The sequence below is a fragment of the Variovorax sp. Varisp41 genome (assembly GCF_047325085.1).
Lineage (GTDB): Bacteria > Pseudomonadota > Gammaproteobacteria > Burkholderiales > Burkholderiaceae_C > Variovorax.
Window position 1 is genome coordinate 377105 of the sequence record NZ_CP168541.1, and the last position, 22944, is coordinate 400048.

General features: G+C 69.3%; 23 protein-coding genes and 1 pseudogene. 16 read left to right on the top strand and 8 right to left on the bottom strand.

Annotated elements, in window-relative coordinates:
- Positions 1-37 precede the first annotated feature (37 nt).
- From ACEN9J_RS32855 to mobA, 7 genes are read left to right on the top strand one after another with little or no spacing between them, the layout of a single operon-like run.
- The gene (locus tag ACEN9J_RS32855) at positions 38-595 is read left to right on the top strand and encodes a VOC family protein (protein WP_413765349.1); all 558 of its coding nucleotides are present in this window, start codon (positions 38-40) and stop codon (positions 593-595) included.
- Complete coding sequence (locus tag ACEN9J_RS32860) at positions 588-2087, top strand: bifunctional 3-(3-hydroxy-phenyl)propionate/3-hydroxycinnamic acid hydroxylase (RefSeq protein WP_413765350.1); 1500 nt, start codon at positions 588-590, stop codon at positions 2085-2087. Before ACEN9J_RS32855 ends, ACEN9J_RS32860 begins: the two co-directional genes overlap by 8 nt.
- Before the next feature lie 33 nt (positions 2088-2120).
- Positions 2121-2858 (top strand): IclR family transcriptional regulator, encoded by a 738-nt coding sequence (locus ACEN9J_RS32865; RefSeq protein WP_057596260.1) that lies wholly within the window; start codon positions 2121-2123, stop codon positions 2856-2858.
- 34 nt (positions 2859-2892) lie between these two features.
- Positions 2893-3750 (top strand): fumarylacetoacetate hydrolase family protein, encoded by an 858-nt coding sequence (locus ACEN9J_RS32870; protein ID WP_296724214.1) that lies wholly within the window; start codon positions 2893-2895, stop codon positions 3748-3750.
- A gap of 18 nt (positions 3751-3768) precedes the next feature.
- Positions 3769-4740: a tripartite tricarboxylate transporter substrate binding protein gene (locus tag ACEN9J_RS32875; RefSeq protein WP_413765351.1), complete on the top strand. Its 972-nt coding sequence runs from the start codon at positions 3769-3771 to the stop codon at positions 4738-4740.
- A 14-nt stretch (positions 4741-4754) separates the two neighbouring features.
- Positions 4755-5324, top strand: coding sequence for an NADPH-dependent FMN reductase (locus ACEN9J_RS32880; protein WP_057596263.1), 570 nt, complete (start codon positions 4755-4757; stop codon positions 5322-5324).
- 21 nt (positions 5325-5345) lie between these two features.
- Positions 5346-5945 carry a molybdenum cofactor guanylyltransferase MobA gene (mobA, locus tag ACEN9J_RS32885; RefSeq protein WP_296724220.1) on the top strand — a complete coding sequence of 200 codons (600 nt, stop codon included), beginning with the start codon at positions 5346-5348 and terminating at the stop codon, positions 5943-5945.
- 9 nt (positions 5946-5954) lie between these two features.
- Here the strand turns inward: mobA and ACEN9J_RS32890 are convergent, their stop codons facing one another.
- Complete coding sequence (locus ACEN9J_RS32890) at positions 5955-6743, bottom strand: AraC family transcriptional regulator (protein WP_413765352.1); 789 nt, start codon at positions 6741-6743, stop codon at positions 5955-5957.
- Between the two features lie 71 nt (positions 6744-6814).
- Here ACEN9J_RS32890 and ACEN9J_RS32895 point away from each other — a divergent pair, with 71 nt between their 5' ends.
- The gene (locus ACEN9J_RS32895; RefSeq protein WP_413765353.1) at positions 6815-7474 is read left to right on the top strand and encodes an MSMEG_1061 family FMN-dependent PPOX-type flavoprotein; all 660 of its coding nucleotides are present in this window, start codon (positions 6815-6817) and stop codon (positions 7472-7474) included.
- Positions 7475-7522: 48 nt separating this feature from the next.
- A complete protein-coding gene (locus ACEN9J_RS32900; RefSeq protein ID WP_413765354.1) occupies positions 7523-7909 on the top strand; it encodes a hypothetical protein in 387 nt (128 codons plus the stop codon).
- Between the two features lie 104 nt (positions 7910-8013).
- On the opposite strand, the gene ACEN9J_RS32905 is transcribed toward ACEN9J_RS32900, so the two are convergent.
- A complete protein-coding gene (locus ACEN9J_RS32905; RefSeq protein WP_296724232.1) occupies positions 8014-8904 on the bottom strand; it encodes a LysR family transcriptional regulator in 891 nt (296 codons plus the stop codon).
- Between the two features lie 128 nt (positions 8905-9032).
- Here ACEN9J_RS32905 and ACEN9J_RS32910 point away from each other — a divergent pair, with 128 nt between their 5' ends.
- A complete protein-coding gene (locus tag ACEN9J_RS32910) occupies positions 9033-10415 on the top strand; it encodes a nucleobase:cation symporter-2 family protein (protein ID WP_413765355.1) in 1383 nt (460 codons plus the stop codon).
- Positions 10416-10436: 21 nt separating this feature from the next.
- Positions 10437-11804 (top strand): amidohydrolase, encoded by a 1368-nt coding sequence (locus tag ACEN9J_RS32915; RefSeq protein WP_296724238.1) that lies wholly within the window; start codon positions 10437-10439, stop codon positions 11802-11804.
- Positions 11805-11871: 67 nt separating this feature from the next.
- Here the strand turns inward: ACEN9J_RS32915 and ACEN9J_RS32920 are convergent.
- The 6 genes and pseudogenes from ACEN9J_RS32920 to ACEN9J_RS32945 form a co-directional block, all read right to left on the bottom strand.
- Positions 11872-12372, bottom strand: a pseudogene (locus tag ACEN9J_RS32920) (GNAT family N-acetyltransferase); the annotation flags it as partial.
- A gap of 74 nt (positions 12373-12446) precedes the next feature.
- Positions 12447-13532 carry an NmrA family NAD(P)-binding protein gene (locus ACEN9J_RS32925; protein WP_296724239.1) on the bottom strand — a complete coding sequence of 362 codons (1086 nt, stop codon included), beginning with the start codon at positions 13530-13532 and terminating at the stop codon, positions 12447-12449.
- Between the two features lie 129 nt (positions 13533-13661).
- Entirely contained in the window at positions 13662-14258 is a 597-nt protein-coding gene (locus tag ACEN9J_RS32930; RefSeq protein WP_057596267.1) for a TetR/AcrR family transcriptional regulator, read from the bottom strand.
- A 75-nt stretch (positions 14259-14333) separates the two neighbouring features.
- Positions 14334-15125 (bottom strand): exodeoxyribonuclease III, encoded by a 792-nt coding sequence (locus ACEN9J_RS32935; protein WP_413765356.1) that lies wholly within the window; start codon positions 15123-15125, stop codon positions 14334-14336.
- Positions 15126-15192: 67 nt separating this feature from the next.
- Positions 15193-15909, bottom strand: a complete 717-nt coding sequence (locus ACEN9J_RS32940; protein ID WP_208510179.1) for an SDR family oxidoreductase — start codon at positions 15907-15909, stop codon at positions 15193-15195.
- A gap of 33 nt (positions 15910-15942) precedes the next feature.
- Positions 15943-16641 carry a GNAT family N-acetyltransferase gene (locus ACEN9J_RS32945; protein ID WP_413765357.1) on the bottom strand — a complete coding sequence of 233 codons (699 nt, stop codon included), beginning with the start codon at positions 16639-16641 and terminating at the stop codon, positions 15943-15945.
- 74 nt (positions 16642-16715) lie between these two features.
- On the opposite strand from ACEN9J_RS32945, the gene ACEN9J_RS32950 reads away from it, so the two are divergent.
- The 5 genes from ACEN9J_RS32950 to ACEN9J_RS32970 all read left to right on the top strand — a co-directional run bounded on the left by ACEN9J_RS32950 (position 16716) and on the right by ACEN9J_RS32970 (position 22915).
- On the top strand, positions 16716-17678 hold the full coding sequence (locus ACEN9J_RS32950; RefSeq protein ID WP_296724819.1) for a GlxA family transcriptional regulator: 963 nt from the start codon (positions 16716-16718) through the stop codon (positions 17676-17678).
- 425 nt (positions 17679-18103) lie between these two features.
- A complete protein-coding gene (locus ACEN9J_RS32955) occupies positions 18104-20470 on the top strand; it encodes a TonB-dependent receptor (RefSeq protein WP_296724685.1) in 2367 nt (788 codons plus the stop codon).
- 29 nt (positions 20471-20499) lie between these two features.
- The gene (locus ACEN9J_RS32960) at positions 20500-21276 is read left to right on the top strand and encodes a tetratricopeptide repeat protein (protein ID WP_413765358.1); all 777 of its coding nucleotides are present in this window, start codon (positions 20500-20502) and stop codon (positions 21274-21276) included.
- A gap of 131 nt (positions 21277-21407) precedes the next feature.
- Entirely contained in the window at positions 21408-21914 is a 507-nt protein-coding gene (locus tag ACEN9J_RS32965; RefSeq protein WP_057596271.1) for a sigma-70 family RNA polymerase sigma factor, read from the top strand.
- Positions 21911-22915, top strand: coding sequence for a FecR domain-containing protein (locus ACEN9J_RS32970; RefSeq protein WP_296724691.1), 1005 nt, complete (start codon positions 21911-21913; stop codon positions 22913-22915). The genes ACEN9J_RS32965 and ACEN9J_RS32970 overlap by 4 nt, the downstream gene beginning before the upstream one ends.
- Positions 22916-22944: the final 29 nt, after the last annotated feature.

The following is a 22944-nucleotide window of genomic DNA, read 5'->3' on the forward strand; positions in this document are numbered from 1 at the left end:
AAAAGCTCCGTGCGATTTATCGTTTGGAGACATTGAGATGACGGATTTCGGCCCCTCGGACCTGCAGTTCAGCCACATCGGCCTCCATGTGAGCGACCTGCCGCGCATGGCGCGCTTCTACAAGCAGGCGCTGCGCTTCACGCAGACCGACGCGGGCGACCTGGGCGCGGTGCAGCTGGTGTTCCTGAGCCGCGATCCGCGCGAGCACCACCAGCTCGTGCTGGCCACCGGCCGGCCCTCGAACCCGGGCTTCAACGTGGTCAACCAGATCTCGTTCCGCGTGCCCGACCTCGGCGCGCTGCGCCGCTTCCACGACCGGCTGCTGGCCGAGGGCGCGAGCGAGATGCACCCGGTCACGCACGGCAACGCCATCTCCGTCTACTGCCGCGACCCCGAGGGCAACCGGCTCGAGCTGTTCATGGACACGCCCTGGTACTGCGACCAGCCGCTGCGCGAGACCATCGACCTGTCGCAGTCCGACGCAGCCATCCTCGCGCAGGCCGAGGCCATCGCGAAGCGCTTCCCCAAGTTCATGAGCCGCGCCCAATGGCAGGCCGAGGTGGCGCGCCGCATGCAGGAAGACCAGCGTGGCTGAAGCGATGGAGATGCACGACGTCGCGATCGTCGGACTCGGGCCGACCGGTGCCACGCTCGCCAACCTGCTGGGCGCGGCCGGGTTGTCGGTGCTGGTGCTCGAGAAGGAGGCCGGCATCTTCCCGCTGCCGCGCGCGATCCATTTCGACGGCGAGGTGCTGCGCATCCTGCAGGGCGCGGGCCTGCGCGAGCGCGTGCTGGCCATCGCGCGCCCCGGCGAGCAGGGCATGCATTTCGTCAACGGCGCGGGCGAGACGATGCTGATCCGCGGCGGCAGCGCCGCGCTCGGCCCGCATGGCTGCGCCAACAACTACTACTTCCACCAGCCCGAGCTCGAGGCCGTGCTGCGCGAAGGCCTCGCGCGCTTTCCCAACGTGGAGCTGCGGCTGCGGCACGAGCTGACCGGCATCGCGCAGGACGCGGACGGCGCCACGCTGAGCGTGCGCGACCTGCAGCGGCAGGAAAACGCCACGCTGAGCGCGCGCTATGTCGTCGGCTGCGACGGCGCGCGCTCGCCGGTGCGCCGGCAGATGGGCAGCGCGATGGTCGACCTCGGGCTGCGCCAGCCCTGGCTGGTGTTCGACGTGCTGCTGCGGCAACCGGTCGCACTGCCCGACCACACGGTGCAGCACTGCGACCCGGCGCGGCCCATGACCTACTGCAACGTGGTCGGCGACCGGCGGCGCTGGGAGATCATGGTGCTGCCCGACGACGACCGCGAAGCGCTGGTGCAACCCGACACGCTGTGGCGGCTGGTCGCGCCCTGGGTGAAGCCCGAGCAGGCGCGGCTCGAGCGCGCCGCCATCTACACCTTCCATTCCGTCATCGCGCAGGGCTGGCGCCAGGGCCGGCTGCTGCTGGCCGGCGATGCCTGCCACCAGACGCCGCCGTTCCTCGGGCAGGGCATGTGCGCGGGCATCCGCGACGCGGCCAACCTCGCCTGGAAGCTCGAGGCCGTGCTCGCGCGCGGCGCGCCCGCCGCGCTGCTCGACACCTACGAGTCGGAACGCGCGCCGCATGTGCGCGCATTGATCGAGCTCGCGGTGCGGCTGGGCAACATCATCGAGACCACCGATCCCGCGCGCGCGGCCGAGCGCGATGCGCGCTTTCGTGCCGGGCGACCCGAGATCTTCGAGCTGCCGCCGCAGTTGCTGGGCCAGGGCGCCTTCGATGCCGACGCGGGCTCGCTCGCCGGGCGGCCCTTTCCCCAGCCGCGGCTGACAGACGGCCGCCTGCTCGACGAGCTGCTGGGCCGGCGCAGCGCGGTGATCGGCAGCCCCGACGCGCTCGCGGCCGCCGCGCCCGCCACCGCCGAACGCTGGCGCCGCGCCGATGCTATCGTCATCGACCGGCCCGACGCGCCGCTGCGCCACTGGCTCGAGGCCCACGAGGCGCGGGCGGTGATACTGCGCCCCGACCGATATATCGTCGGCGTCGCGCGCACGGGGCACGATCTGGATCGCATCTCGCAACACCTCCCCGTCGCGCCATGACACTCTGGAGGAATTGGCGTGCCGGAAAAATCCATGTCCAGCCTGGGGCGCATGCTGGGGGTGCTCGACCTGTTCGACGACACCCACCTGACGCGCACGGCGGACGACATCTCCGCGGCGCTCGAGGTCTCGCTGCCCACCGGCTACCGCTATGTGCGGCTGCTGCTCGAGGCCGGGCTGCTGCAGCGCGTGGAGGATTCGCACTACGCGCTCGGGCCGCGGATCATCCTGCTGGACCACTACATCCGCAATGCCGACCCGGTGCTGCGCGAAGGCATCCCGGTGATGCGCGAACTGGTGGCCGCCACCGGCTTCGACTGCGTGAGCTCGGGCATCTTCGGCATGCAGGTGCTCGACACCCATCGCGAGATGGGCGGTGCGCCGCCGACGCTGGCCTACGGGCGCGGCCGGCCGCGGCCGCTGTTCCTGGGCGCCGCGCCCAAGGTGCTGCTGTCGACCTTCGCGCCGCCGCAGCTGCGCAAGGTCTTCGATGCCCGCCACGACGAGGTCGTGCGCAGCGGGCTGCCGGCCGAGTGGAGCGAATTCCGCCGTCTCTACGCGGGGATCCGCAAGGCCGGCCACTACGTGTCGATCGGCGAACTCGAACCGCAGCTCGCGGCCGTGGCCGCGCCGATCCCGAAGGCCGACGGGGGCGCATGGGCCGCCATCCAGCTGGTCTTCGACACCTCGCGCCTGTCCATCGTCGACCTCGACAAGATGGTTCACCTGATCACCGAGGGCGCGCAGCGCATTGGAGGTCGGCTGGCGTAGTTCTACTTCACCCACTCCTCCTCACGGACAGACCATGAAACTCATCAGCTACCAACTCAACGGCACCGACAGCTACGGCGCGGTGACCGGCGACCGCGCGGACCGCGTCGTCGACCTGCGCCAGATCTTCGGCGAACGCGCCGCGGACCTGAAGGCGCTGATCGCGGCCGACCTGCTGGCCGAGGCCGCCACGGCCGTGGGCCAGGCGAGCGCCACGCTGGCGCTGAGCGAGCTTCAACTGCTGCCCGTGATTCCCAACCCCGGCAAGATCGTCTGCGTGGGCCTCAACTACGGCGAGCACGTGCGCGAGACCGGCCGCGAGATCACCGAGCAACCCACGCTGTTCCTGCGCGTGGCCGAATCGCAGCTCGCGCACGGCGAGGACATCGTGCTGCCGCCCGAGTCGACGCGCCTGGACTACGAGGGCGAGATCGCAGTCGTGATCGGCCGCGGCGGCCGGCGCATCGCCGAGGCCGATGCCTGGTCGCACATCGCGGGCTATGCCTGCTACAACGACGGAAGCATCCGCGACTGGCAGACCGCCACGCCGCAATGGACCGCCGGCAAGAACTTCTGGCGCACCGGCGGCTTCGGCCCCTGGATGGTCACGCGCGACGAGATCGCCGACGGGCGCGTGATGACGCTGGTCACGCGGCTCAACGGCCAGGAGATGCAGCGCACCACCACCGACAAGCTGATCCACAGCATCCCGCGCCAGATCGCCCACATCTCGGCCTTCACGCCGCTGGCCGCGGGCGACGTGATCGTGACCGGCACGCCGGGCGGCGTGGGCGCCAAGCGCAACCCGCCGGTGTGGATGAAGCCCGGCGACATCGTCGAGATCGAGGTCGACGCCATCGGCGTGCTGCGCAACGGCATCCGCGCCGAGTAACCTGCCGGCGGCATTCCCATGAACCGACGATTCGATCGCCGCAGCGCGCTGCTGCTCGCTGCGCTATGCGCCGCGCTGCCCGCCGCGGCGGCCTCCGACTATCCCTCGCGCCCGATCCAGATGATCGTGCCCTTCGCCGCCGGCGGCGGGCTCGACATCAATGCGCGCAGCCTCGCGCAGGCCATGTCCGAGAACCTCGGCCAGCCCTTCGCGGTGATCAACCGCGACGGCGCGGCCGGCACTATCGGCCTGAACACGGGCGCCGGCGCGCGCGCCGACGGCTACACCGTGGTCTTCACGCCCGCCGTGCCGCTGACCAGCGAGCCGCACCGGCTCAAGGCCCTGAACTACGGGCTCGACTCCTTCCGCTACGTCTGCAAGGTGTTCGACAACATCTTCGCGATCGCGGTGCCGGCCAAGTCGCCGTACCGCAGCGTGCAGGACATCCTGGCCGATGCGAGGAAGGAACCGGGCAGGGTCAGCTACGGCACCTCGGGCACCGGCTCGATCCCGCACCTGGGCACCTCGGACATCGAGGCCGCCAGCAAGGTCGCGCTCACGCACGTGCCCTACAAGGGCGACGCGCCGATGCTGCAGGACCTGCTGAGCGAGCGCCTGAGCTTCGGCGCCGTGCTCGCGAGCTCGATCACCGGCCACCTGCAATCGGGCGCGCTGCGCCTGATCGCCGTGTACACCGACAAGCGCCATCCCTCGTTCCCCGACGTGCCCACCCTCAAGGAGTCGGGCGTGCCCGTGGTGCAGGCGAGCTTCGGCGGCGTGCTGGTGCCCGCGAAGACGCCCGACGAGGTGGTCGCGCGCCTCGAGTCCTCGTGCCGCGAGGCCGTGGCCTCGCCCAAATACCAGGCCTGGGCGCGCGGCGCCAACCAGGTGGTCGACTTCCAGCCGGGCAAGGACTTCGAGCGCCAGGTGCGCGAGGACAGCCGCCTCAAGGCCGCGACCCTCGCGCGCCTCGGACTGGCCGCGCCATGACTTAGGATTCCGCGATGACCCGTCCCATCCTCCATACCCTGATCTGCAGCACGCGGCCCGGCCGCGTGGGCCCGGCCGTCGCCCAGTGGGCGCACGGCATCGCCGAAGCGCACGGCGGCTTCGAAGCCCGTCTCGTCGACCTGGCCGCCTTCGGCCTGCCGGTGTTCGACGAACCCGAGCATCCGCGCCTGCAGCGCTACACGCACGAGCACACGCGCGCCTGGAGCGCGAGCGTCGCCGAGGCCGATGCCTTCCTGTTCGTGCTGCCCGAATACAACTTCGCACCGCCGGGCGCGCTGGTCAATGCCCTGAACTACCTCGTGCGCGAATGGCAGTACAAGGCCGTCGGCTTCGTGAGCTACGGCGGCATGTCGGGCGGCATCCGCGCGGTGCAGGTCACCAAGCAGTTGCTCGGCACGCTCAAGGTGGTGCCGATGCTCGAGGCGGTCGCGTTCACGAACGTGGGCCAGCAACTGCAGGCCGAGGGCGGCCTGTCGGCCAACCCCGCCAACGCGGCGGCCGCGAAGGCGATGCTCGACGAACTGCTGCGCTGGACTTCGGCGCTGCAAACGCTGAGGTCGTAGGGCGCCAGCGAGAATGCGCGCATGAACCCCATCGCGCGCGAAGACATCACGGGCCTGGTGCTGGCCGGCGGCCGCGGCAGCCGCATGGGCGGCGTCGACAAGGGCCTGCAGGACCACCGCGGCATTCCCCTGGCACTGCATGCGCTGCGCCGCCTGCAGCCGCAGGTGGGCACAGCCATGCTCAGCGCCAACCGCAACCTGCCCGACTACGAGGCGATGGGCGTGCCCGTGTGGTCCGACTCCATCGAAGGCTATGCGGGGCCGCTCGCGGGCCTGCTGACCGGGCTCGAGCATGCGCGCACCGATTGGCTGGTCACCGTGCCCTGCGACACGCCGGACTTTCCGTCGGATCTGGTCGACCGGCTGGCCGAGGCCGCGGCCGCGCAGGGCGCCGAGATCGCGATGGCCGCCACGCGCGAAGACGGCGAGCTGCGCGCGCAGCCCGTGTTCTGCCTGCTGCGCACCGGCCTGGCGCCGAGCCTGCTCGCCTTCCTGCAGGCGGGCGAGCGCAAGTTCGGCCAATGGACCGCGCAGCACCGCAGGGTGCAGGTGGCGTTCGACGATGCAGCGGCCTTCTTTAATGCCAACACCAGCGACGAGCTGCGCCAGTTGCAAGGCTGAGCGTAGCGTTCACAGCCGCGCCCGGTAGCTCGCCGGCGTCTCGCCGAAGGTGCGCCGGAACAGCCCGATGAACGCGCTCGGGGTCGAATAGCCGAGGTCGAGCGCGATCGCCGTCACCGAAACGCCGGCCGCGAGCATCTCGAGCGAGCGCATCATGCGCGCGCGCTGCCGCCAGGCCGTGAAGTTGAAGCCGGTCTCCACCACGAAGCGCCGGCTCAGCGTGCGCGAGCTCACGGCGGCCCAGCGCGCCCATTGCTCGAGGCCGCGCTCGTCGGCGGGCTCGGCGATCAGCGCATGCGCGATGCGCTGCAACCGCGGGTCGCTCGGCAGCGGCAGGCCGAAGGGCTCGACCGGCAGGCTGCGGATCTCGTCGAGGATGACCGCGGCCACGTGCGCGCGGCTTTCGTCCAGCGGCTTGGGCGCCTCGAGCGGCCAACTGCAGGCGCGCAGCACCGCCTCGCGCAGCAGGCCCGAGGTGCGGATCGTGCAGGGCCGTGGGGGCAGGGTGGCGCATGCCGGTTCTGCCACATAGACGCTCCAGCCATGGAACGGGCCGTGCGAACGCCCCGAATGCTCCTGGTGCGGCGGCAGCCAGACCGCGTGGATGGCCGGCACGATCCAGACACCGTCCTCGACCCCGACCGACAGCAGCCCGCGCAGCGAGCCGAACAGCTGGCCGCGCGCATGGCGATGCGGGCCCGACGCCAGCTCCTCGCCCTGGCTGCCCTCGGCCGCGATCAGGACCGGGCCATCCTGTCGGTCGACCAGGCCGGCGAGGCGAAGAATGGGATCGGTCATGGCGGCTGAGAGCTATCGATTGGCCGATCCAGTCTACAGCCGCCAAGGCCTTTGTCCGTACGCTGGGCGCCATGAATCCAAGACCTCGCCCTTCCTTCGTCGATCCGGTCCTGGAACCCGACCTCGACGCGCTGTACGCCGCGCCCTCCGAGATGACCCAGAAGGCGGTGCTCGATCGCCTGGTCGACTTCCACGAGGCCTATCTCGCGCAGGCCACCTTCTTCTGCCTCGCCACCGGCAGCGAGCAGGGGCTCGATGCCTCGCCCCGCGGCGGCCCGCCGGGCTTCGTCCATGTGCTGGATGCGCACACGGTCGCCTTCGCCGACTGGCCCGGCAACAACCGCATCGAGTCGATGCGCAACCTGCGGCGCGACGAGCGGCTCGCGATGGTGTTCCTGTTCCCGGGCCTCGAACTCTTCCTGCGCATCAACGGCCGCGGCCGGGTCTCGACCGATGCCGGGCTGCTGAGCGAACTGCGCGAGGGCGAGCGCATTCCCAAGACCGCGACCGTGGTGCAGATCGACGAGGTGCTGCTGCATTGCGGCAAGGCGATCCACCGCGCCCGGCTGTGGCAGGACAGCGCCCGCCTCGCGCGCGATGCGCTGCCGACCGTGGGCCAGATGCTGGCCGCGCTGGGCAGGCGCGACCATGCCTCGGCCGAGCTCGGCACGGAGCAGATCGCGCAGATCGATGCGCACTACGCGCATGCGGTCAGGCACGAGCTGTACTGACGAATCGAGCGCCCCACGAAGCCTTCCCTTTTTTCTGGAGAGAACGCGATGCTGTTCGACACGACGAGATTCCCGCTGGTGTTCCTCAAGGAGGACCCGAGGGCCCATTCGCAGGACACCGACACCGAGGCGCAACTGGCCACGCTGCTCGAGCGCGGCGAGCGCTTCGTGCTGCTGACCGACCACCTGCCCGGCGACCACCCCGAGGAGAGCCACGAGGACCGCAAGCGCCGCGCGCTGTTCTTCAAGCGCCACAAGGAACATCTGCGCGCGTTTTGCGCGGGCCTGGTGTTCGTCACGGGCGAACGCACGATTCCCGCGGCGGTGCGGCTGGCGGCCCAGGGCGCGGGCAAGGTGCTGGGGCTGTCCTTCGACTTCGTGCGCAGCGAGAGCGATGGGGTGGCGGCGGCCGAGCGATTCCTGGCGCGAAGTTAGCTGCGCTTCGATGACCTCCACTCGCTCCCCAAGAATCTTGTCCAGGATCGTGCGCCATCGCGCGAAAGCAATGAGCCGCAAATGCTGGATTCCGGGCTGGCTGGTTAGGCCACGGCCTCGGTCCTTGCCAGCTCCCTCTTCAGCCAGGTGGCGATCGCACCGGGCTTGGCCTCCACGCTCCAGATCAGGTCGAGGCCGATCGACCATTCAGTGAAGGGATAAGCCTCGAGTCGGAGCTCCTTCAACGTGCCCGCCGCGAGATCCGCAGCGATCAGGCGCCGCGGCACGATCGACCAGCCGATGCCGCTCCTGAGCAGATCGATCAGCGTCCCTTCGCTCTGGACGAACCACTTCTTCGGTGCGCTGAGGTATTCGCTCGTGAGAAGGTGGGCCGTTTGCGCCGCCAGCAGCAATTGCAGGTGGTCGGCCAAGTGTGCGAAGCGCACCCGTTCCAGTTGTGCCAACGGATGATCGTGGCGCACGGTGTTGACCATCGTGACCTGGCCGAGCCGGGAAAAGCCGATGCCCTGTGGGTAGTTCGATCTGGCGCAACCCAAGCCAAGTGAAGCACCCCCCGACAGGACCATGTCCAGCATCCCCGCACCGGACGGCTGCAGGAGGTCGAGCCGGACACCAGGATGTTGTCGATGCAACTCCGCCAGAACCGGTGCGAGCGCAGCGCCGGGAAAGGCATCCTCGACCGCCAAGGCCAATTGAGCCTCCGACGCACAGGTCAGCGCGCTCGCGCGTTCCTGCAGGCTCCCGCAGCGCGACAGGATCGCCTCCGCCTCTTCCAGCAAGGCGGCGCCTTCGGGCGTGAGCACGGGATAACGCCCGCTCCGATCGAACAGGCCAACCCCGAGGTCCACCTCGAGATCAGCGATCGCGGTGCTGATCGCGGACTGCGTCTTGCCGAGCCTGCGGGCAGTCGCGGAAAACGACTTCTCGCGCGCAGCGGCGACGAACACGGCCAATTGGTCGAAAGAGAACCTCACCGCGATGTATCGGAAATTCTGATGGAGTCCATTTTTACACATGCCTCACCGCCTCCCAGAATCCGCACGCCCCGCCATGAACGGCCAGTTCCCACGCGACGCTGTGCATCAAAGAACGGAATGAAGACATGACCTCGACAGACCTGACGACCCATCCCGTGGACCAGCGGCTGCCTGCAGCGCGCACCGCACTCCTTGGCCTCCAGCATGTGCTGGTGATGTACTCGGCCTGCATCGTCGTGCCGCTGATCCTGGGCGCGGCCCTCCGGCTGCCGCGCGACCAGATCGTCCTCCTCATCAACGCCGATCTGTTCGCGGCGGGCCTCGCTTCGCTGGTCCAGGCGCTGGGGTTCTGGAAGTTCGGCATCCGCATGCCGGTCATGATGGGCGTGACCTTCACGGCCGTCACCCCAATGATCGTGATCGGCAGCAACCCCTCGCTCGGGCTGCCCGGCATCTTCGGTGCTGTCATCGCCTCGGGCGTATTCGGCATTCTGGTCGCGCCACTGATGGGCCGCTTCCTGCGCTTCTTTCCCTCGATCGTGACCGGCTCGGTGCTGCTGGTCATCGGCATCACCCTGATGAAGGTCGGTATCGACTGGGCGGCGGGCGGGCAGCCGACCCTGCCGGACGGCAGCACAAACCCGGCCTACGGACGGCCGCTGTACCTGGCCATCTCGCTGGGTGTGTTGCTGGTGATCCTGCTGCTGTCGCGCTTCGCGAAGGGCTTCATTGCCAACATCGCAGTGCTGCTCGGCATCGGCTTCGGCTTCGTTGCGGCCTGCCTCTTCGGGGAAGTCCGGCTCGACGAACTGAACACGACGCCCTGGGTCGGCATGATCAGGCCGTTCGCGCTGGGGCTGCCGGTCTTCGATCCCGTGGCCATCGTCTCGATGTGCCTGGTCATGCTGGTCACGCTGGTGGAGTCCACCGGCATGTTCCTGGCACTCGGCCAAATCGTCGACAAGCCGACCACGCCGGATCGCCTCGTGCGCGGTCTGCGCGCCGACGGTCTCGGCGCCGTGCTGGGCGGAATCTTCAACGCTTTTCCCTACACCTCGTTCTCCCAGAACATCGGATTGGTCACGTTGACCGGCGTCCGCACCCGCTTCGTCTGTGTGGCCGGCGGCCTGATCCTGGTCGCTCTGGGGCTGTTCCCGAAAATGGGGTACATCGTCGCCGCCACGCCTCCATTCGTGCTGGGTGCCGCGGCACTCGTGATGTTCGGCATGGTCGCGGTGATGGGCCTGCGCATCCTGGCGAGCGTCAACTACGAACGCCACAACGGCAGTGCCCTGGTGGTGGCGGTCAGCGTCAGCGTCGGCACGGTCCCGCTGCTGTCGCCCGGCTTCTTCTCGCAATTGCCCACGTGGACACGCGTGGCCACCGACAGCGGCATCGTCCTGACCACCCTCACGGCCATCGCGCTCAACCTGATGTTCAACGGACTCGGCACGCGCCAGCAGGCCAGCGACGCCGCTGCCCGCAGCGCTGCGATGGCAGAGACCTGACTCCCTTTCTCGAAAGACCCCATGAACTCCCAAATCCTCCACGCCGACCATCTCGTCACGATGAATGCCGAGCACACCGTCATCGGCGACGGCGCCGTGCTGGTCGGTGCCGACGGGTGCATCGGCGCTGTCGGCACCATCGCCGAACTCGCTCCCGCTCACCCCAGCGTACCGGTGCGGCGCCTGAAGAATCGGTTGCTGATGCCGGGCCTCGTGAACACCCATGCCCACTCCGGATTGCTGCGCGGCACGGCGGAGGGGCTGCCGGTCTGGGAATGGCTGCAGCAGCACATCGATCCGATGCACCGGGTTGTCAACGCCGAGGAGGCCGAACTGGCCTCCCGCCTTTGCTATGCCGAGGCCCTGCTGTCGGGCACGACGACGATCGTGGACATGTGGCGCCACATGGAAGGAAGTGCGAGGGCTGCCGCCGATCTAGGCATCCGTGCCGTGCTGGTGCCCTACGTTGCGGAGCACCCGGAGCACGACTACTTCGAAACGCTGGACGCCAACGAAGCGCTGATCGAACGTTGGCACGGCGGCGCCCAGGGCCGCATCCAGGTCTGGGTCGGACTCGAGCACATGTTCTACGCCACGCCTCCCGCGTGGCGCCGCTGCGCGGAGATCAGCCGTCGTCACAGGGTCGGCTTTCACACGCACAGCAACGAAAGCCGGTTCGATGTCGAGGAGACGTTGCGACGCCATGGCATGCGACCGATCCAGGCGCTCGAAGCGTTCGGCCTGCTCGACGCCCACCATGTCATGCTCGCGCATTGCGTCTGGCCTTCGGAAGAGGAGATGGACATTCTTGCTGCGCGACACATCGGCGTGGCCCACAACCCGGTCAGCAACATGAAACTCGCCAGCGGCGCGGCGCCGGTGGAAGCCATGCTGGCCCGAGGCATTGCAGTGGGCCTCGGCACGGACGGCGAAAAGGAGAACAACAACCTCGACATGTTCGAGGAGATGAAGACAGCCTCGTTGCTGGCCAAGTTCTCCAAGCTGGACGCCGCCGCGCTCGACGCCTGGTCGGTCTGTCAGATGGCGACCATGGGGGGCGCGCGCGCGTTGGGCCTTGACCACGCCATCGGCTCGATCGAGCCGGGCAAGTCGGCCGATCTGATCACGGTGCGGACGGACACCCCGCGGATGACGCCCCTGCTGGGCGGTGTGGACGGCAATCTGCACCACAACCTCGTTCATGCGGTCCAAGGCGGCGACGTGGACCTGACCATGGTGGCGGGCCGCATCGTCGTCGAGGGTGGCCGCCTGCTCTCAGGCGATCTGTCGGAGACCATCGCCCTGGTCAATCGCGCTGTACCCCGGTTGTTCGAGCGCCGCGCCCAATGGCTGCGTGCGCATGGCACGGTCAATGCACTCGTGGCTTAGAGTGTTGAATTCCTCCGATTTCCGACCTTTGGCTGATCGAGCTTGTGTCGGCACCGGCAGGGGGCTTCGTGGCGTCGAAGGCCTCGCTGTACGCAACGCTGCCGTTCGGCACCGTCCCCGCCAGCGCGAGTGCCATGAAGTACTCGGGCGGAACGCCCGGCAGCGTCAGGCCGGGCTCGGCCCTGAAGCCGAAGCGCGCGTAATAGGCCGGATCCCCCAGCAGCACGCAGCCACCGGCGCGCAGAAGGCGCAGCGCGTCGAGGGCTTGCGCCATCAGCAGCGAGCCGATGCCCCGGCCCTGGCAGTCGGGCCGGACCGAGATCGGACCCAGGCCGTACCAATCGCCCGCCCGACCGTCGATGCGAACCGGGGACACGGCCACATGGCCGACGAGCCGCTCGCCCTCGATGGCGACCAGCGACACCGTGAGCTGGCCCCGCGCGCGCAGTGCCCTCACGATGAACTGCTCGGTATGGCTTGTGTGCGCGGCATGTTCGAAGGCCGCGATGGTGACGGCTTCGATGGCCTGGGCGTCAGCGGGCGTTTCCTGGCGGATGTGGATGTTCATGGTGTCGGATTCTCGGGCCGGTCATGCACGGCATCGAACGCGCGTCAGCGCTTCCCGGTGGTCGAAGCGCGGGACTACAACCGGCCCTGCCGCATGTCCTCGGTCATCTTGAGAATCCTCTGCTGCTGGCCGACCTGGACACGCTCCCACAGCGTGCCCTTGCCCTGTTCGCGGCCGAGGCGATCCTCGCGCCGCAACCATTCCTCGGCGCTGCGGATCCTGCCCGGGTGGATCTCGTCGAGCAGCTCGTAGTTGCGCCGCACCACGTCGTGCTTCCAGACGTTCCAGAAGCCGGTGAAGTTGTCGCGCACGCTCATCGTGCTCTTGTCGCGCGGATCGGCGTTGTAGCCGGCCGGCGCATCGGCGATGCGGCCGAAGGGGCCCTGCCAATAAGCGGCCAGGTCGGTGTCGACATAGCGCGCCGGCTGGCCGGTGACCCGCTCGAACGCTGCGGCGAGATCGGCATAGCGCACATGCTCGATCGCGACCTCGAGGTCCATGCCGTTGGCGAGGTTCGGATGATCGAACAGCCAGCGCACGTAGTGGCCGCAGTCCTCGAGCGCCACGTGCGGCACCGCCCCCTGTCCCAGCGGCACGCGCCAGGTGAGCACGCCGTCCTCCACGGCGGGGGACATCGGCGTCATCGCCGAGATCGCCATCTCGATGTAGGGGCCCGAGGTGAAGATCGCCGCGCCCATGCGCTCGCGGTGGGCCTGGTTCTGGAAGCGTATCCATTCGCCCATGCGGCCCTTGCCGTCGTAATGGCCGGTGCGAAAGGCCGCGTCGAAGCCCGCCTTCTTGAGCGCGTAGTCGAGGTTGCCGTAGACGAAGAAGCGGATGCCCTGCTCGAGCGCGATCTCGTAGGCGCGGAAGGCCCAGTAGGTCTCGGTCTTCTCGCCGGTATTGAAGCCGTCGATGTTGACGAAGGCACCGTCGCAGCTCGAGAAGCCCTCGCGCAGCACGGCCTCGTCGGCGAAGCTGCCCTCGAGCAGGCTCACGTTGCCCAGTGCCAGCAGTTCCTTCGCGCGGCGCGAGGCCGTGTCGCGCGTGAGCACGCGCACGGCGTAACGGCCGTCCGCGACCAGCGCACGCACGATCGGCATGCCCTGGGCGCCGGTGCCGCCGACGACGAAGATCCTCGAGGTGTTCTTGGAGTTCATTTCATCTTTCCTTTGAATCGTTCACAGTGAGAGCGACATCATTGTATGACGTACATAATTCTATTGGGCGAATTCGACGTGCCTTCGACAAGTCGGATGAAGCGGAGAGAGGGAAGCGGAGCGCGCGGCCTAGAGGCTCGCGGCGTCCAGCCGCAGCCGGCCCAATATCGAATCGCGCGAGCGCTCGAGCACCGCATCGGAGGCCTTGCGCTGGCCAATGCCGCGTGCCAGGGTCATCGCGCCGACCATCTCGGCGACCACGGAGCCCGCGAACTCCCGGGCCTCGCCGATGCCCAGCGCCTCGATCGGCCCGGCGAGCGCTTCGGTCAGCGTTTCGACGCCGCGCTGGAAGTCGCGGCGCGCCTCGGCGCCGAGGCGGGCAACCTCGTTCACGAGCAGCGGCAGCGGGCAGGTGATCGTCATGCTGTCGCGATGCTGGGGGGAGAGATAGAAGCGCAGGTAGGCGGCCAGGGCCCGGTCCGGCGGCAGCTCGGCCGTCACCTTTGCGAAGCGCTCGGCGATCTCGCCGTACATGCGTTCGAGTGCGGCGTCGACCAGCGCATCCCTGGAGCCGAAGTGCGCATAGAAGGCACCATGCGTGAGCCCCGCATCCGCCATCACGCTGGCGACGCCGACCGCGGCGACCCCATCGCGGCGGATGGTCTTCGCGGCCTCCTTGAGGATGCGTTCGCGCGTCTGTGCCTTGTGTTCTGGCGAATACCTCATGCGGCTCGCGGTCCGGTTCTTTGCATGATCTTCATCATACGACGGCCCATGCCTTCCGCGACGGGTCGGCGTGCGTCAGGGGCGCGAAGCGCCGGGCAGGTCGAGCTCGATCCAAGCCGGCGCATGGTCGCTCGCGCCCGGGCGCCCGCGCACGTCGCGGTTCACGCCCGCATCGCGCAGCAGCGGCGCGAGTTCGGCATTGAGCAGCAGGTGATCGATGCGCAGGCCTGCGTCGCGCGGGAAGCGGTTGCGCCAGTAGGTCCAGAAGGTGAAGGGCGCGCGTTCGGGATGGCGCGCGCGGATCGCGTCGGTCCAGCCCTGCTTCAGCAGGCGCGCGTAGGCAGCGCGGCTCTCGGGCTGCAGCAGCGCGTCGTCGCGCCACGAGGCGGGGTTGTAGATGTCGGCATCGGTCGGCACGACGTTGTAGTCGCCCGCGAGCACCACGGGCAGGCCGCTCGCGTACAGCTTCTTCGCATGCTTGTGGAAGGCTTCGAACCAGCGCAGCTTGTAGTCGAACTTCGGCCCGGGCTGCGGGTTGCCGTTGGGCAGGTAGAGGCAGCCGATTACCACGCCGTCGATCACGGCCTCGAGGTAGCGGCTCTGCGGGTCGTCCTCCATGCCCGGCAGGCCGCGCCCGGTTTCGATCGGCTCACGCCCGCGCGCGAGGATGGCCACGCCGTTCCACGCGGGCTGGCCGTGCGCGACCACGCCGTAGCCCGCGCGCCGGATCGCGGCGAGCGGCAGCTTGGCGTCGGGCGACTTGAGTTCCTGCAGGCAGGCCACGTCGGGCTTCGACGCGGCGAGCCATTCGAGCAGCCGGTCGAGCCGGCTGTGGATGCCGTTGACGTTGAAGGTGGCGATCTTCATGGCGGCCATCTTCCGGCGCGTGCCGGCGCTTCGCGCGTCGGACAACGCGTCCTCCTGCCCGCAGAAATCACCCGGCCATGACGTCGCGCAGGTAGATGCCCTGCGACAGCGCGCCCTTGACCTGGCGCGTGCCCTCGTCGACCAGCACCTCCTCCTGGCCGGCCTCGATGGCCGCGTACGACTGGCGCACCACGTCCTCGGGCGAGGCCTTCGGCACCTCGAGCGCGCGCACCATGTCGGTATCGATCGGGCCGGCATGGAAACCCACCACCTGCGTGCCCTGGGCGCGCAGCTCGTGGCGCAGGCCGTTGGTCAGCGCCCAGGCCGCGGCCTTGCTCACGCCGTAGGCGCCGATCATCGGCGTGTTGGCCCAGCTGAAGAGCGACAGCAGGTTGAGCATCGCGCCGCCGCCGTTGCGGCCCAGCACGCCCGCGAAGGCGCGGCTCATGTGCAGCATGCCGAAGAGGTTGGTCTCGAGCTGCTCGCGCAGGACGGCCACGGGGTCGGTCTCGGCATCGCCGCCGACGAAGCCGCCGAGCCGGCCGATGCCCGCGTTGTTGATCAGCAGCGTCACGTCGCGGCAATCGGCCGCGGCCTGGGCGACCTGCGCGGGATCGCGCACGTCGAGCCGGATCGGCAGCACGCCCAGCAGCGGAATCTGCGAGGGCTCGCGCGCGGCGGCATAGACCTTGGCGGCGCCGAGCGCCAGCGCCTGGCGGGCGAATTCGAGGCCGAGGCCACGGTTGGCGCCCGTCACGAATACGACGGAACCTTGGATCTTCATGGTGTTTCCTTGTGCGCCGGAGCGCGGGGTGAGTCAAACGGTGGCCAGGGCGATCTGGTGCAGGAACAGGGTGCGGCGATGGCGGAAGCCGAGCCGCTCGTAGAGCGCGATGGCATTCGCGTTGTCGCTGAGCACGTGCAGGAAGGCGGTCTCGCCGCGCGCCTCGATGCGCGCGCGCAGCAGGTTCACGAGGCCGGCGGCGAGGCCGCGGCCGCGCCAGGCGTCGTCGACGCAGACCGCGCTGATCTCGGCGTGGCCGTCGAAGCGCATGCGCTCGCCGGCCATGGCCACGAGCAGGCCCTGGTCGCGGATGCCGAGGTAATCGCCCATCTCGAGCGTGCGCGGGCCGAAGGGGCCGGGCCGGGTGCGGGCGACGAGGGCCAGGGCATCGGGCACATCGGAGGCGTCGAGCGGCGTGGCTTGCAGCTGCGCCGCACGGCCCGAGCCGGGGTGCAGCGCGACCATCTGGTGGACCTGGCCCAGCAGCCTGGCCTGCAGGCCGTCGATGTCGGCGACCGGCGCGAGCGTGGGCACCATGACGCGATCGTCCGGACCCAGCAGCGCACGCAGCGCCTCGAAGGCGGCCGGGCTTTCCTCGACCAGCCCCGCGAACGGCGCGACCTCGGGGTGGTAGCGGCGGGCCAGGGCGTTGCCGTGTCCCAGGTGCGCCTGCGGGCCGACCAGCGAGGTCCAGGCCGAACGGTCGAGCGGGGAGTCGATGGGTGATGTCATGGTCTCTAGCGTAGGGCTGTCTTTCCTGGAGGACCACGGTCGTAAATGACAATATTGATATCATTCGCGCCATGATGAAGCTAGCGATCCTGGCGCTCGACGGCGTGTTCGACACCGGCCTGAGCGTGTTCCTCGACCTGTTCTCCGCGGCCAACGAGGTGGCGGCCGAGCAGGGCGCGGCGCGGCCGCCGTTCGAGCTGCGCGTGGTTGGCATGCGCCAGCGCATCCGCACGGCGCATGGCCTGACCATGGTGGTGGACCCGGCCGACGCGCTGCGCCAGCCCGACTGGGTGCTGGTGCCCGCGCTCAACACCAAGCAGCCCGCGCGCCTGGTCGAGGCGCTGGGCCGGCGCGACGTGCGCGATGCCATGGCCATGCTGCGCAGCTGGCATGCGCAGGGCAGCGGCGTGGGCGGCGCCTGCATCGCGAGCTTCCTGCTGGCCGAGACCGGCCTGCTCGACGGCCAGGAGGCCACCACCATGTGGCCGCTGGCGCCGCTGTTCCGCGAGCGCTATCCGCGGGTACGGCTCGACGAGTCGCGCATGGTGGTGGCCTCGGGCCGCGTGGTCACGGCCGGCGCGGCGATGGGGCATCTCGATCTGGCACTGTGGTTGATGCGGCAGGCGAGCCCCGAGACCGCCGCGCTGGTGTCGCGCCTGATGCTGGTCGACAAGCGGCCCTCGCAAGCGCAATACATCATTCCCGACCACCTCGCGCATGCCGATCCGCTGATCGAGCGCTTCGAGCGCTGGGCCCGCGAGCGCCTCGCGCGGGGCTTCTCGCTGCACGACGCGGCGGACGCGCTCGCGGTCAGCCCGCGCACCCTGCAGCGGCGCATGGAGGCCGTGCTCGGCAAGTCGCCGCTGGCCTTCTTCCAGGACCTGCGCGTCGAGCATGCGCAGCACCTGGTCTCGATCGGCCAGGGCCTCGAGGAGATCGCGAGCGAGGTCGGCTATGCCGATGCCGCGACCGTGCGCAGCCTGCTGCGGCGCAAGCTGGGGCGCGGGGTGCGGGAACTGCGTTCGGCGCTGGCATAGGTCGTGGGGCACGATCTCTTCGTGTCCGCCAATGGCGCGATCCGCAAGGCATCCAAATTGGCGCGTCGATTCAGTGGACGCGCAATTGCTCTGCTTCTTTCATGGCCCGGCGCATTGGCGAAATAGCGCTCGCTCATTCGACGCGCGCCGTGTTGCGAGCGCATTCCACGCTCAGGCTTCGCCGCAATTCGAGACGCCGGCGAAAGGCTTTTATTCGTAATGAGATAAATTCTCATTCGAATTGATTGCGTCGTCAGAGGGCAACAAGTTTCGCAAACCAAAGGTAAAGTTGCCGTAAATCGATAGTGCGAGTCATTATCATTTGCGGGTACTTTGTTACGCCGATGTCACTTCCAGTGCACACCCGGCGTGACCGCCGGCGCCGCGCGCCGGCAGCGCTTTCACCTCGACAAATCACTCACAACATGACCTACATCAGAAGCCGCAAGCACTCGACTTCGCGCTATCTCAACGCGCACGCCGCCACCACGACCGCCGCCACTCTGGTCGCGCTCGGATCGGTCGGCGCGGCGCATGCGCAGGGCGCGCTGAAGGCGGTCCAGGTCGATGCGGCGCCCGACTACAAGGTGGAGCAGTCCTCGTCCTCGAAGCAGACGGCGCCGCTGCTCGACACGCCCAAGTCCGTCACCGTCATCCCGCAGGAAGTGATGACGCAGATCAACGCGACGACGCTGACCGAGGCGCTGCGCACCACGCCCGGCATCACCTTCGGCGCCGGGGAGGGCGGCAACCCGGTCGGCGACCGCCCGTTCCTGCGCGGCTACGACAGCCAGGCCAGCACCTTCGTCGACGGCCTGCGCGACATCGCGCCGAGCACGCGCGAGGTCTTCAACCTCGAGTCGGTGGAAGTGGTCAAGGGACCGGACTCGACCTCGGGCGGACGCGGCGGCGCCGGCGGCACGATCAACCTCTACACCAAGGCACCGAAGCAGGAGAACTTCTTCCTCGGCTCGGTCGGCCTGGGCAGCGACAAGTACCACCGCGAGACGATCGACTGGAACCGCAGCTTCGGTGAGAACGGCGCCTTCCGCCTGAACCTCATGGACTTCGGCGCCGATGTCGCGGGCCGCAACGGCCCGAGCAACAAGCGCTTCGGCATCGCGCCCTCGATCAGCTGGGGCCTGGGCACGCCCACGCGCGTGACGCTGTCGCTGTTCCACATGCGCACCGACGACGTGCCCGACGGCGGCATTCCCTACTACCTGCCCTCGAGCTTCCCGCGCTTCGGCGTGGTCGAGCTCCAGCCGACCTACGGCTTCGACCGCAAGAACTGGTACGGCGTCGAGGGCCGCGACTTCCGCAAGGACAAGTCCGACTCGGTCACGCTGCAGGTCGAACACGACATCTCGCCCGAGATGAAGCTGCGCAACATCACGCGCTTCACCAAGAGCAGCATGGACTACATCTGGACCCAGCCCGACGACAGCCAGGGCAACGTGGCGCGCGGCCTGGTGTGGCGCCGCTTCAACGGCAGCATGCGCGACATCGACACCTTCGCGAATGCCACCGAGCTCAGCGGCAAGCTGCAGACCGGCAGCGTCAAGCACAGCTACACGACGGGCCTGGAGCTGTCGCGCGAGCGCGCCGACAACGACAGCTACACCCAGGTCAACCGCGCCTACACGGCGCAGCAGAAGTGCCCGGGTGGCGCCAGCGTGGGCTCGAGCTTCGTCTGCACGAGCCTCTACTACCCCACGTCCAGCGACCCGTGGCTCGGCACCTTCGTGCCCAACGGCAACCCGACCAGCTACCGCACCGATACCGCGTCGCTCTACGGCTTCGACAGCATCGAGCTGTCGCCGCAGTGGATCGTCAACGCGGGCCTGCGCCTCGACAGCTACAAGACGCAGCAGACCAACCCCTATCCCAGCACCACCGCCACCGGTGGCATGGCGCTGCCAGTGCTCACGAGCGGCATCCGCACGAGGTTCGAGCGCAACGACACGCTGCTCAACTACCAGCTCGGTGTGGTCTACAAGCCCGCCAGCAACGGCAGCATCTACGCGTCGATCGGAACCTCCTCCACGCCGGGCGGCAACAGCCTGGGCCAGGGCTCCGAGAGCCAGGCCCTCAGCGGCACCGTGGGCGGCGTGGCCAACACCGCGATCGACCTGAAGCCGGAGAAGAACCGCAGCATCGAGATCGGCACCAAGTGGGACCTGCTGGAGCGCAAGCTGTCGCTGACCGGCGCGATCTTCCAGATCGAGACCACCAACGCGCGCATCACCAACCCGACCGACGGCACCGTGTCGCTGGCCGGGGACAAGCAGGTGCGCGGCTTCGAGCTCGGCTTCTCGGGCAACATCACGCACCAGCTCTCGGTCTTCGGCGGCTACACGCTGCTCGACAGCAAGGGCAAGAACCTCGGCCAGAGCAGCACCACCGACGCCAACGGCCGCACGGTCTACGTGCCCAACGCCGGCACGGGCCAGCCCTTCCCGAACACGCCGAAGCACAGCGCGAGCATCTGGGCGACCTACAAGCCCACCTCCGACTGGACCTTCGGCCTGGGCGCCTTCTACCAGAGCGAGGTCTACGGCGGCTTCGCCTGGGCGGCCGGCACGGGCGGCGCCACGCTGATCAAGCGCAGCATTCCGGGCTACACCCGCATCGACGCGATGGCCGGCTACCGCGTGAACAAGAGCTTCAACCTGCAGCTCAACGTCCAGAACCTGACCGACCGCATCTACTACAACACGGCCTACTCGACGCACTACGCGAACATCGCGCCGGGCCGCTCGGTGACGCTGACGGGCAACTTCTCGTTCTGATCGCCGAAGCGCTCGACACGACGACGAGAGTGAACAGCGAAGGCGCATCCCCCGCGTTCGTGTTCCCCAACGCGAGCGCGCTCAACACCCTGACGCGCGCGCAATGGGACGCGCTGCTCGCCGGCCCGCCCGAGCGCGCCGCGACCTGGCTGTCGGCGGCCGCCCATGCGGGGCATGCCGAAGCGCAGGCGGTGCTCGGGCAATGGCTGCTCGATGGCCGCGGCGTGGCGCGCAACGAGACCTCGGCCTTCGCCTGGTTCCAGCGCGCGGCTGAGCAGCGCCATCCGATGGCGGCCAACATGCTCGGGCGCTGCTTCGAGCATGGCTGGGGCACCGCGCCCGATCCGCAGCGCGCGGCGAGCGCCTACCGCGCGAGCGCCGAGCTCGGCCTCGACTGGGGCATGTACAACCTCGCCAACCTGCTGGCGACCGGGCGTGGCGTCGCGCTGGACCACGCCGCGGCCTTCGACTGGTACCGGCGCGCGGCGGCGCTCGGGCATGCGCGTTCGATGAACATGCTCGGCCGCTACCACGAGGACGGCCTCGTCGTGCCGCAGGACCGGGACCGGGCCCGCGCGCTCTACCGCGCATCGGCCGAGGCCGGCGACTTTCGCGGCTGCTTCAGCCACGCCAGCATGCTGGCCGAGCAGGGCGAGATCGACGCGGCGGTGCGCTGGTTCGAGCGCATTCCGGACACCGCGCCGAAGCACTACCTGGCCGAGGTCGTCCAGCGGCTGCGGGCCTCGCCGCTGGCGGCGCTCAGGGAGGTCGCGGACCGCCTGGAGGCCCGGGCGGCGCGCGCCTGAAGCCAGCCCGGCGCCCGTTATCCGGCGCGGCACGAACCGGAAGCTCACCGGAACGCGGTCGCATGCGGCTGCTACAATTGAGAACCATTCGTATTAAATCCTGAGCGCAGCCAGTCGCTGCGGGAGATGCCATGCCGGCCGCCGAGTTCGTGCCCCCGCACGAAGTGCAAACGCTCTACAGCAACCACCACGGGTGGCTGCAGGGGTGGCTGCGCCGCAAGCTGGGCTGCCCGCACAACGCGGCCGATCTCGCGCAGGACACCTTCGTGCGCGTGCTCGGCAAGAAGGAGCCGGTGGCCGCCGCCGAGCCGCGCGCCTATCTCGCGACCATCGCCAACGGGCTGGTGGTCGACTTCCACCGCCGCCGCGCGCTCGAGCGCGCCTACCTCGAGACCCTGGCCGCGCTGCCCGAGCCGCAATCGCCCTCGCTGGAAGAGCGCGCGATCGTGCTGGAGGCGCTGAGCGCGATCGACGCCATGCTCGACGGCATGACGCCCGCGATCCGGCAGGCCTTCATCCTCTCGCAGCTCGAGGGCCTGACCTATGCGCAGATCGCGCAGCGGCTGCAGGTGACGGTGCGCACGGTCAACAACTACATGCTCAAGGCGCTCGAGCATTGCTATCTGCTCGCGCCATGAGCTCTTTCGAACTCGACCTGCCCGCCGGCCACGAGGCCCGCGTGCGCAAGGAAGCGATCGCCTGGTACGCGCAGCTGTGCTCGGGCGAGGCCACGCCGGCCGACCAGGAGGCCTGGCGCCGCTGGCACCGCGCGCATGCGGAGCACCGCCGCGCCTGGGAGAAGCTCGAGGCGATGCAGGCCACGCTGCAGCGCGTGCCCGGCCACATCGCGGCTTCGACCCTGCGCGCGGCGGGCGCGGCGCGCACCGACCGCCGGCGCCTGCTGCGCGGCGTCGCGCTGGTCGCCTCGGGCGGCGCGCTCGGCTACCTGTCGTGGCAGGTGGCCGATGGCGGCGGGGGCTGGTCCGCGCTGCTGGCCGACTACCGCACCGGCACCGGCGAGCAGCGCGGCATCGACCTCGCCGACGGCTCGCGGCTGCTGCTCAACACGCGCAGCGCGGTCGACGTGGTGTTCGACGGCACGCGCCGGCTGGTCCGGCTGCGCGAGGGCGAGTTGCTCGCGGAGACAGCGCGCCACCGCATGCCCGGCAGCCACGACGCGCGCCCCTTCATGGTCGAGACCGCGCAGGGCCGCATCCTCGCGCTCGGCACCCGCTTCACCGTGCGCGGCGAGGGCGGCATCACGCGCGTCACGGTGCTCGACGACGCGGTCGAGGTCCGGGCCGCGAATGCGCCCGAACGCGCGCTGCGGCTGCAGGCCGGCCAGCAGGTCGACATCGGCCGCGACGGCGTGGGCGTGCCGCATGCGGCCGACACGGCCTCGGCCGCCTGGGCCCAGGGCAGCCTGGTCGTCAACGACTGGACGCTGCGGGAGGTGGTGGCCGAACTCGCGCGCTACCGGCGCGGCCGGCTGGCCTGCGATCCGGCGGTGGCGAACCTCAAGGTGTCGGGTGCCTTCCCGATCCACGACACCGACAGGGCGCTGTCGGTGATCGCGCGCAGCTTCCCGGTGCGCGTGGCCAGCCTCACGCGCTACTGGGTCTCGCTGGTGCCGGCCTGATTCCTGCATTCCGGGTCCGCGCAAAGAAA

Bases quoted from the DNA above. Each gene is read 5' to 3' on its own strand.
- ACEN9J_RS32855 (WP_413765349.1), top strand. From the start codon at position 38: ATGACGGATTTCGGCCCCTCGGACCTGCAGTTCAGCCACATCGGCCTC.
- ACEN9J_RS32865 (WP_057596260.1), top strand. From the start codon at position 2,121: ATGTCCAGCCTGGGGCGCATGCTGGGGGTGCTCGACCTGTTCGACGAC.
- ACEN9J_RS32870 (WP_296724214.1), top strand. From the start codon at position 2,893: ATGAAACTCATCAGCTACCAACTCAACGGCACCGACAGCTACGGCGCG.
- ACEN9J_RS32875 (WP_413765351.1), top strand. From the start codon at position 3,769: ATGAACCGACGATTCGATCGCCGCAGCGCGCTGCTGCTCGCTGCGCTA.
- ACEN9J_RS32880 (WP_057596263.1), top strand. From the start codon at position 4,755: ATGACCCGTCCCATCCTCCATACCCTGATCTGCAGCACGCGGCCCGGC.
- mobA (WP_296724220.1), top strand. From the start codon at position 5,346: ATGAACCCCATCGCGCGCGAAGACATCACGGGCCTGGTGCTGGCCGGC.
- ACEN9J_RS32890 (WP_413765352.1), bottom strand. From the start codon at position 6,743: ATGACCGATCCCATTCTTCGCCTCGCCGGCCTGGTCGACCGACAGGAT.
- ACEN9J_RS32895 (WP_413765353.1), top strand. From the start codon at position 6,815: ATGAATCCAAGACCTCGCCCTTCCTTCGTCGATCCGGTCCTGGAACCC.
- ACEN9J_RS32900 (WP_413765354.1), top strand. From the start codon at position 7,523: ATGCTGTTCGACACGACGAGATTCCCGCTGGTGTTCCTCAAGGAGGAC.
- ACEN9J_RS32910 (WP_413765355.1), top strand. From the start codon at position 9,033: ATGACCTCGACAGACCTGACGACCCATCCCGTGGACCAGCGGCTGCCT.
- ACEN9J_RS32915 (WP_296724238.1), top strand. From the start codon at position 10,437: ATGAACTCCCAAATCCTCCACGCCGACCATCTCGTCACGATGAATGCC.
- ACEN9J_RS32925 (WP_296724239.1), bottom strand. From the start codon at position 13,532: ATGAACTCCAAGAACACCTCGAGGATCTTCGTCGTCGGCGGCACCGGC.
- ACEN9J_RS32930 (WP_057596267.1), bottom strand. From the start codon at position 14,258: ATGAGGTATTCGCCAGAACACAAGGCACAGACGCGCGAACGCATCCTC.
- ACEN9J_RS32935 (WP_413765356.1), bottom strand. From the start codon at position 15,125: ATGAAGATCGCCACCTTCAACGTCAACGGCATCCACAGCCGGCTCGAC.
- ACEN9J_RS32940 (WP_208510179.1), bottom strand. From the start codon at position 15,909: ATGAAGATCCAAGGTTCCGTCGTATTCGTGACGGGCGCCAACCGTGGC.
- ACEN9J_RS32945 (WP_413765357.1), bottom strand. From the start codon at position 16,641: ATGACATCACCCATCGACTCCCCGCTCGACCGTTCGGCCTGGACCTCG.
- ACEN9J_RS32950 (WP_296724819.1), top strand. From the start codon at position 16,716: ATGAAGCTAGCGATCCTGGCGCTCGACGGCGTGTTCGACACCGGCCTG.
- ACEN9J_RS32955 (WP_296724685.1), top strand. From the start codon at position 18,104: ATGACCTACATCAGAAGCCGCAAGCACTCGACTTCGCGCTATCTCAAC.
- ACEN9J_RS32965 (WP_057596271.1), top strand. From the start codon at position 21,408: ATGCCGGCCGCCGAGTTCGTGCCCCCGCACGAAGTGCAAACGCTCTAC.
- ACEN9J_RS32970 (WP_296724691.1), top strand. From the start codon at position 21,911: ATGAGCTCTTTCGAACTCGACCTGCCCGCCGGCCACGAGGCCCGCGTG.